The 7923-nt window shown below is 64.9% G+C and carries 7 protein-coding genes; all 7 read right to left on the reverse strand.

Annotated features, from left to right (window positions below):
• Positions 1–9 precede the first annotated feature (9 nt).
• Entirely contained in the window at positions 10–1239 is a 1230-nt protein-coding gene (locus ABI_RS14700; protein ID WP_040309301.1) for a pyridoxal-phosphate-dependent aminotransferase family protein, read from the reverse strand.
• The gene (locus ABI_RS14705) at positions 1232–2443 is read right to left on the reverse strand and encodes an allantoate amidohydrolase (protein WP_006273823.1); all 1212 of its coding nucleotides are present in this window, start codon (positions 2441–2443) and stop codon (positions 1232–1234) included. The genes ABI_RS14700 and ABI_RS14705 overlap by 8 nt, the downstream gene beginning before the upstream one ends.
• Positions 2437–3996, reverse strand: coding sequence for a gamma-glutamyltransferase family protein (locus ABI_RS14710; RefSeq protein ID WP_006273824.1), 1560 nt, complete (start codon positions 3994–3996; stop codon positions 2437–2439). The genes ABI_RS14705 and ABI_RS14710 overlap by 7 nt, the downstream gene beginning before the upstream one ends.
• Complete coding sequence (locus ABI_RS14715) at positions 3993–5225, reverse strand: AtzE family amidohydrolase (protein ID WP_006273825.1); 1233 nt, start codon at positions 5223–5225, stop codon at positions 3993–3995. The genes ABI_RS14710 and ABI_RS14715 overlap by 4 nt, the downstream gene beginning before the upstream one ends.
• A complete protein-coding gene (locus ABI_RS25975; protein WP_006273826.1) occupies positions 5222–5377 on the reverse strand; it encodes a DUF4089 domain-containing protein in 156 nt (51 codons plus the stop codon). Before ABI_RS25975 ends, ABI_RS14715 begins: the two co-directional genes overlap by 4 nt.
• 43 nt (positions 5378–5420) lie before the next feature.
• Entirely contained in the window at positions 5421–6563 is a 1143-nt protein-coding gene (locus ABI_RS14720) for an aminotransferase (RefSeq protein ID WP_006273827.1), read from the reverse strand.
• Between the two features lie 110 nt (positions 6564–6673).
• Positions 6674–7711: an ABC transporter substrate-binding protein gene (locus ABI_RS14725; protein ID WP_050808320.1), complete on the reverse strand. Its 1038-nt coding sequence runs from the start codon at positions 7709–7711 to the stop codon at positions 6674–6676.
• Between the last annotated feature and the right edge of the window lie 212 nt (positions 7712–7923).

A 7923-nucleotide genomic window follows, 5' to 3' on the forward strand; every position in this document is an offset into this window, starting at 1 on the left:
TATCTGAGCTCACGCATGCGAAGCCTCATACATCTCCAAAGCTGCATCGACGCCCGATCTGGCCGCGAAACCTTCAGCACGCAAACAGCCCTCCAACGCGCCCAAGGTGATCAGCACCTTATGCTTGCGGGCATTGTAGCCCATGGCGCCGATGCGCCAGATCTTGCCCGCCAGAGGACCAAACGCGGTGCCGATCTCGATCTCGAAGTCTTCACGCATGCGGCGTCGGATAGTTTCGCCGTCGATAGCATCCGGGATAAATATGCCGGTGACATTGGTCATGCGATGGGCGTCGTCACCATAAACAGCCAGGCCGATGGCCCGGGCGCCGGCAACCACGGCGCGGCCGGCCAACTCATGGCGGGCAAACCGCGCCTCCAGGCCTTCCTGCAAGGCGATGCGGGCGCATTCCCGCGCTGCGTATAGCATGGAGGTGGCTTCGGTGTGGTGGTTCAACCGCTTTTCCGACCAGTAGTCCATGATCATGGCCAGGTCGAAATAGTTGGACCCGATGCGGGCGCGGTTGCCGTCGGTCGCGTCGGAGGCACGGATGCCTTTCTCGGTGTGGCGGCGCGCAAAGATGAACTCGGCAGCGCGATCCGAAATCGTGATCGGCGCCGATCCCGACGGTCCACCCAGGCATTTCTGCAAACCGGCTGTGACGATATCGGCGCCCCAGGCATCGACCGGCACGCTCATCCCGCCCAAGGTCGCGGTGGCGTCGACATAGGACAAAGCGCCAATCTCGCGGCACAGTTCACCCAGGCTGTCCAGCGGCTGGGCCATGGTGGTCGAGGTGTCACCGTGGATCGCGGCAATAACCTGCGGCCGGTGCGCGCGCGCGGCTTGCGCGATGCGGTCGAACGGCACCACCTGCCCCCAGTCGGCATCGACCGTGACATAGTCGGCGCCCAGGCGTTCGCAGATCTCGGTCAGCAGCAAACCGAACCGGCCCGAACGGACGATCAGCACCTTGGCGCCCGGTTCGGTCAGGGACACCAGGGCGGCTTCGATGCCGGCGCGGGCGGTGCCATCGATCACGAAGGTCCACCGGTTCTGCGTCTGGAACACGCCGCGGTACAGCGCCATGGTCTCGTTCATATAGCCGGTCATTTCCGGATCGAACTGCCCGAGCAGATCCGCCGACATGGCCCGCAGCACACGCGGATAGGCGTTGACCGGTCCCGGCCCCATCAACAGCCTTTGCGGCGGATCGATTTCAGCAAACACGTCAGGCATATCGGGCTTCCAGCAGGTCGATAAAGGTCGTCAGGGCGCGCAGGGCCAGGTCGGCATCCTCCGGCGTTACGCTTTCGCGCGGATTGTGGCTGATGCCGTCCTTACAACGGATGAACAGCATGGCTGTCGGCGTAATGGGTGAAAACACCATGGCGTCATGGCCGGCGCCCGAGACCAGTCGGCGCGGGGTCTGGCCAGTGGCGACCACCGCCTGGTCCATCAGATCCATCAGCATCGGATCGCACGGCACCGCCGGCAGATCGTGGATTTGCTGCACGTCGAGACCGATACGGCGCTCAACGGCGATGCCGCTCAAACGCTGCCGAATGTTGTCGGCGGCGGCGTTGCGCACGTCTTCGGTGCCGGCGCGCACATCCAGCGAAAAGACGACCAGGCCCGGTACGACATTGGGCGCGCCGGGACCGACCGCCATCCTGCCGACCGTCGCAACCAGATCGTCAGGGCCTTGGCGCGCCACGTCCTCGACCGCCAGAACCATCTCTGCCGCGGCCGTCAGGGCATCGCGGCGCAGCCCCATACTGTTGGTGCCGGCATGACCGGCTATGCCATCGACCGTGATTTCGAAGCGCAGTTGCGCGGCGATGGCGGTGACGGCGCCCAAGGCCAGGCCTTCGGCTTCCAGCACCGGCCCCTGTTCGATATGGGCTTCGACATAGCCCACTAGGTCGGCGGGATCGCGCCGCGCATCAAGAAATCCCACCCTCGACAGGCCGAAGTCCTGCAAGGCATCGTCCAGGCCCGGCACCTCCAGCGCGGCGGGCTCGAGCGCACCTGCCACGGCCCGCGATGTCAGCATGGCGGCGGGAAAGCGCGATCCCTCTTCGTCGCCGAAACCATAAACTTCGATAGCGAAGGGTAGCGCGCGGCCATTCAGCGCGGCGACAACCTCGATGCCCAGCATGACCCCCAGCGGTCCGTCATAGCGGCCGGCGTCACGGACACTGTCGAGATGCGACGCGATGATCAAGGATTTGGCGGCCTCGCCGTAACGGCCGATCAGATTGCCAGCAGCGTCGATGCGCGTGGTCATACCGGCCTGTTCCATCCAGGCGGCGACCTGGTCCAGCGTGGCGCGGTAACCGCTGCCGAGATAGGGCCGGTAAAGGAAATCCGGGCTGTCGCTGAACGCCCCGCCGCCCAGGACGTTGCACCGTTCGACCGCGCGCTGACCCGAGGCTACCATGACGCTACGCTCCCGTCCGAGCGCGGATCGGTCGCGCCGTCGATGCGGCCGTCGCCGTGGCGCACCAGGGCGCCGGCATGGCCCATCATCGAGGTGAAAGGAGGCACGAGTTCGACATCGTGACCGGCCTGGCGAAGCGCAGCATAGACGGCCGGATCGAACCGGTCCTCCAGCTTCAAGGTGACACTGTTCTCGCCCCAGGTCTTGCCTAGCAGCCAGCGCGGCGCGGTGACGCTTTGCTGCAGCGGCACACCCGCCGCATAGCGCGAGAAGATCGCCGCCTGGGTTTGCGGCTGGCCTTCGCCGCCCATTGTGCCGTAGGGCATGACCCGGCCATCGTCGAACACCGCCATGGCCGGGTTGAGGGTGTGAAACGGCTTGCGTCCGGGTTTCAGCGCCCTCGGTCCGGTCTCGGTCAGCGTAAAGGACGCGCCGCGGTTTTGCCAGATGATGCCGGTCTGCGGCAGGACCAGGCCCGAGCCGAATTCGAAATAGGTGCTCTGGATAGCACTGACGGCGCGGCCTTCACCGTCGATGACACCGAACCAGACCGTATCGCCCTTGGCCGGATCGTGCGGCCACGGCAGAGCCTTGGCGGGGTTGATTTTCGCGGCAAGGGCATCGAGCGCCGCCGGATCGGACAACAAGGCCTGCGGATCGAAATTCATGAAAGCCGGATCGCCGATATGGGCGTCACGCAGCAAGAAGGCGCGTTTTGTGGCTTCGACAAGGCCATGGAGATGAGGGAAGTCATCGACGGAGGTGACGCCCAGCCGCGAGAACATGGCCAGGATCAACAACGAGGCGAACCCCTGGGTCGGCGGCGCCGCATTGTACAGGGTCGCGCCGGGGATTCCCGTATATAGCGGTTGCGGGTATTCGACCCTGTGCGCTTCAAGATCGGCAAGGAACACCGGCGAACCGGCGAGCGCAAGATCGGCCGCGATTTCGCGCGCCAGGGCGCCGGTGTAGAAGCTGCTCAGCCCCTGCTCGGTCAGGCGTTTCAGGGTCTGCGCCAGGGCAGGCTGTTTCAGCTGGTCACCGGCCTGAACGGGGCCGCCGAAGACGTCGCTGTAGCCGAAGACGTCCTTCAGCTCGGCGTCCTTGACGGCGGCGATCTCCGCCCCGCCCTGAGTCACCGCCACACCGCATTCGGCATAGTGGATGGCGGCTTCCAGAATGCGGGCGAGCGTTAGCGTGCCGCCTTCCAGCATGGCCTGCCAGGCGGATATGGTGCCGGCAACGGTATTGGCCGCCAACGATCCGCGCCAGGGTACGGCGTCGTGGCCGCGATAGAGGTCGAGCGTCGCTTTTTGCGCAGCACCGCCGCAGCCATGGACGCTGTGGACGCGGCCATCCGGCTCGCGGATCAGCCAGAAGCTGTCGCCGCCGATCGAATTCATATGGGGATAGACCACGGCCAGGGTCGCCGCGACGGCAACGGCGGCTTCTCTCGCAGTGCCACCGGCCTTCAGGATATCCAAACCGGCCTGGGACGCCAGGTGATGCGGCGACGTGACCATGCCGCGATAGGAAGACGGCGTGTGGATCATGCGGCCTCCAGCACGGATGCGCCGAGCACGCCTTCGGCTTCGAGGCGGGCGAGGTAGTCGAACAGAAGGGCTTCGCGGCCCGGCGCCGTGGCGAACTGCAGGCCGAACGGCAAGCCGGATTTACGAACCGGCGCCGAGATGACCGGAATGCCGGCCAGGCTCAGCGGTTGCGCCAGGATGCCGAGATTGGCGCGGGCCGAGACGGTCTGGCCGTTGATCTCGATGGTGCCGGCGTCGATGCGCGGCGCGGTCACCGGCGTTGAGGGCGCAATCAGGATGTCACAGGTTTGGAAAGCTTCAGTGACCTGGGCGCGCCAGCGGGCAGCCATGTCCTGAGCACGAAGATAGGTTGCGGACGGCAGCATGGCGCCGGCGATCAGACGATCACGCACAGCAGGGTCATAGTCCATCGCGCGAGTTTTCAGGGTATCGAGATGCAGCGCCCCGCCCTGGGCGCCGGTGATCAGAAAAGCGGCGGAACGGGCGGCCTCAGCCATGGGCAGGTCGAGCGGTTCGGCGTCGATCGTGGCGACGGCGGCCAAGGCGTCGGGGTCGGCGTTGCGCGCGAAAAAGCCGGTCAGGCGGGCAATTCGGGGCGTGGCGGAAGTCGTCGCGAGAACGCGGCAGGACATGACTTCGTAGGCCAGCTTCAGATCGGCCAGCGAGCGCGTGAATGGGCCGACCGTGTCGAGGGCATGGACGAACGGAAAGACACCCTCGAGCGGCATGTCATCCATGGCCGGGCGCATACCCCAAACGCCGCACAGCGAGGCCGGGACGCGAATGGAACCGTTGGTATCGGAGCCCAGGGCCAGGGGAACGACGCCGGCGGCGACCGCGGCGGCTGAACCGCCGGATGAGCCTCCGGCGAGGCGGTCGGGAGCGTGGGGGTTGAGTGTGGTGCCGAAATGGGCGTTCACCGTCGCAAATCCGTAGGCGTACTCGTCCATGTTCGTTGTGCCGATCAGCACCGCGCCCTCGGCTTTCAGGCGGGTGATGACGGTGGCATCGGCCTTGGCGGGCGTGGCGTCGAGGCGCATTCTGGCGCCGGCCGTGGTCGGCAGGCCGGCGATGTCGAACAGGTCCTTGACCGCGAAGGGTACGCCGGCAAGGCGGCCGGTCTTGGAGGTGGCGGCATCGCGACGGGCCTCGTCAACCAGGATGCGGGTAAAGGCGTTGTGGCGATCGTTCTGCGCGGCGGACAGCGCCTGCTCAACCCGGCTGGTCATGTCTCGTCACCGGCGAGGAAGTCGTCGAGGGTCCTGGCATGCTGCGCCAGCAAGTCGAGATTAGCCTGCACACCCGGTCGGCAGGCCTCGGGCAAATCCAGCCCCAAAGCCTTGGCGGTTTCGGTGATGCGGTCGTGTGTCGGCCCCTGCATATGCGAAGAGTGAAACGTTTCACTTCGGTTTGCAAGTGCGAAATTATCGCGCGTTTTTTAGCGCCTCTATGCCCTTGTCGAGGCTTTCGCGCGCCTTGGCGAAGCACAGCCGCAGCACCGGCAGATCGCGGCCGGATTCACAAAACGCCTGCAAGGGAATGGTCGCCAGGCCATGCTGGTTCAACAGCTCGAAAGCAAACTCCAGACCCGGCCGGTCGATGCCCGAAGCGACCAGGTCGACATTGACGAAATAGGTGCCTTGCGACGGCAGGACGGTGAACCCGGCATCATTCAGCCCCTTCACCAGGTAGTCGCGCGACTCGCGAAACCCCGCCAAGGCTTCGTCAAAGCGTTGCGCCGGCAGGGCCAAGCCATAGGCGACACCATGTTGCAAGGCCGGCGGAGTCGAAAAGGTGATGAACTGATGGGCGCGGGCGACCTGGTCGACCAGTTCCGCCGGACCGCAGACAAAGCCAACCTTCCAGCCGGTCAGCGAAAAGATCTTGCCCGCCGAGCCGATCTTGATCGCCCGTTGCGCCAGGCCCGGTAGATGCAGCACGCTGAGGTGCGGATCATCAAACACCAGTTGCTCCCAGACTTCATCGGCGACGACAAAGGCGTTGTGGCGTTCGGCATAGTGTTCGATCAGCCGCAGTTCTGCCTGGCCCAGAGCGTGGGTCGTCGGGTTGTTGGGCGTGGTCAGCAGGACCAGTTTCGTCCGCGCATTGAAGGCGGCGTGCAGGTCGGCCTGACTGAAGCGCCAGTGCGGCGGCGACAACTGCACGATGCGCGGAATGCCGCCGGCGCGCCGGATCAGCGGCACATAGGCGTCGTACATTGGCTCGAACACCACCACCTCGTCGCCCGGCGAAATCAGGGAGATCATGGCGGCGCAGATAGCTTCGGTTGCGCCTGAGGTCACCAGAACCTGACGGTCGGGATCGAGGTCAATGCCCTGATATTTTTGATAGAAGTCCGCCACCGCCTGGCGCAGGATCGGCAAACCCCGCATGGGCGCATACTGGTTCGACTGGTGCATCAGCGCGTCGCCGGCGGCCTGACGGACATCCGGAAAGCCGTCACTTTCGGGGAAACCCTGGCCGAGATTGACCGCGCCCAGCCGGCGGGCTTCGCCGGACATGATCTCGAAAATCGAAGTCTTCAGATCGCGGAAAACAGGGTTCATGCGCGCGTCATATCACGACCTGAGGAAAAGCAAAATTGGCGGGAGGTGCGTCTTGGGTGAGAAGGAACACACCTCCCGCCGGTTCGGCCCGAACCGGGAAGGGGCCGAAGTCAGGCTGGAACGGCGTGGCGTGCCGATTCCAGAATTTCAGGTCGAAGCCAGGAGGCGATCTGATGGCTTTCGGGCACCAGATGGCGGTTTTTCAGCCAGCCGTGCAGGTTTTCCAGCGCCTCCAGGCGATGGAGTTCGAGCCCGAGCTGCGCGCCTTGCGCCACCAGCCCGTCATAGGCCGCGGCGGCGTCATCGAGCTCGACCTTGCCTTCAAGCGCGGCATGGCGCAGGGCCTCCTTCGGGAAGGCGGCGGCCCAGTCGGCCGCTTCGAGCAGGTTTCCCAGCACGCGCGCCACCAGATCGTCGCGGGCGTCCAGCAGGGTGCCGTCGACCGTCACCGCGCGCTGTTCGACCAGGCCCAGCAGGCGTGGATCGCTCTGGATTTCAGGCGCTTCGAAACGATGCACGACCTTGAGGTGGGCGTTACGCGCCAACTCAATACCCTTGGCTCCATAGAGGATGGCGACGTCGGTCTGACCGCCCAGCAGGGCTTCGACCTCGCGGCGGGCGACATCACCGAACGGCACGGAGGGGTGGTCGGCAATGACCGGCGCCCATTCGATATCGCGGACAGGAATGTTGCGCAGGGCCAGGATGGTTTCCCAGGCACGCAGGGTCCGCACCTGGGCCGGCGAAAAGGCGCCGGCCTCCTTGGGTACAGACAGGCGGCGGCCGACCAGATCCTTAAGCGAGTCGATCGGCTGGGAGGACCGGGTGACAACGCTAACGGCGTGGAAAGTATGGCCCAGCGCCAGCAGCCGCGACTTTTCGTTCAGGCCATGCGACCAGATGGCGGTGGCGGCATCGGCCTCGCGGATCAGATTGGGCAGGGTGTGGTCGAGATGGCCCTGGCGGATCTGCGGTGTCGAGTTCTCGCGCACCGACACGATGTAGACGTTCTCGCGCAGGAACTCACGCTGCAACACACCGCGGTTGGCGATCAGGCCCAGCGCCGTCAGGGTAGGGCAGCGGGCATACCAGATGCTTTGCGGGGTGGTGGGTGTTTTTACGGGTACGGACGGGCGCGAAATCGGCATGAGATATTCCTTGGCATTGTCACTGTCGCGCAACTTTTCCAAAAAGTGGCAGCCACTTTTTGGGTTGCGCTTACGCGGCCACGATAAACCATATCGATTTGGTGTAGTTTTAAAAAGCCAGATATTTTCGCCCGACGCGATAGGAGCGGTAAAGCAAACTATCCTCCACCGCTTGCGGGGGAGGTGGCGAGCAAGTGAGCCCTCCTATAGGG

It is taken from the genome of Asticcacaulis biprosthecium C19 (assembly GCF_000204015.1).
Taxonomy (GTDB): domain Bacteria; phylum Pseudomonadota; class Alphaproteobacteria; order Caulobacterales; family Caulobacteraceae; genus Asticcacaulis; species Asticcacaulis biprosthecius.

Coding starts and splice junctions, on each gene's coding strand:
- ABI_RS14725 (WP_050808320.1), bottom strand. CDS start 7,711: ATGCCGATTTCGCGCCCGTCCGTACCCGTAAAAACACCCACCACCCCG.
- ABI_RS14715 (WP_006273825.1), bottom strand. CDS start 5,225: ATGACCAGCCGGGTTGAGCAGGCGCTGTCCGCCGCGCAGAACGATCGC.
- ABI_RS14705 (WP_006273823.1), bottom strand. CDS start 2,443: ATGGTAGCCTCGGGTCAGCGCGCGGTCGAACGGTGCAACGTCCTGGGC.
- ABI_RS14720 (WP_006273827.1), bottom strand. CDS start 6,563: ATGAACCCTGTTTTCCGCGATCTGAAGACTTCGATTTTCGAGATCATG.
- ABI_RS25975 (WP_006273826.1), bottom strand. CDS start 5,377: ATGCAGGGGCCGACACACGACCGCATCACCGAAACCGCCAAGGCTTTG.
- ABI_RS14710 (WP_006273824.1), bottom strand. CDS start 3,996: ATGATCCACACGCCGTCTTCCTATCGCGGCATGGTCACGTCGCCGCAT.
- ABI_RS14700 (WP_040309301.1), bottom strand. CDS start 1,239: ATGCCTGACGTGTTTGCTGAAATCGATCCGCCGCAAAGGCTGTTGATG.